Genomic DNA, 692 nt, shown 5'->3' on the forward strand with positions numbered 1-692 from the left:
TCGGTACCCACCTCGCGCGCCACCCGCGTCACCTCGGATGCAAATGAAGACAGAATGAAGACAGCTGGTCCACCATGGTGTTGATGGTGTTCTTGAGTTCGAGAATCTCGCCCTTCACGTCGACCGTGATCTTTTTGGACAGGTCGCCAGCCGCCACGGCTTTCGTCACCTCGGCAATGTTGCGCACTTGGCCGGTCAAGTTGGARCCCATGGAGTTGACCGAGTCGGTCAGGTCCTTCCAGGTGCCGGCCACGCCCTGCACGTCRGCCTGYCCGCCCAGCTTGCCYTCGGTACCCACCTCGCGCGCCACCCGCGTCACCTCGGATGCAAATGAAGACAGCTGGTCCACCATGGTGTTGATGGTGTTCTTGAGTTCGAGRATCTCGCCCTTSACGTCCACYGTGATYTTYTTGGACAGGTCGCCGGCSGCCACGGCCKTSGTCACSTCGGCRATGTTGCGCACCTGTGATGTCAGGTTACCGGCCATGAAGTTCACGTTGTCGGTCARGTCCTTCCAGGTGCCGGCCACGCCCTGCACGTCGGCCTGCCCGCCCAGCTTGCCTTCGGTACCGACTTCCCGCGCCACGCGCGTCACTTCGGAGGCAAAAGAACGGAGCTGGTCCACCATGGTGTTGATGGTGTTCTTGAGTTCGAGAATCTCGCCTTTCACGTCCACCGTGATCTTTTTGGAC

1 pseudogene is annotated in these 692 nt (G+C 60.4%); it reads right to left on the minus strand.

Annotated elements, in window-relative coordinates:
• A pseudogene (locus tag AC1D0Z_RS23540) lies at nucleotides 1-692 on the minus strand (HAMP domain-containing protein); the annotation flags it as partial.

It is taken from the genome of Polaromonas sp. P1_E3 (assembly GCF_056405935.1).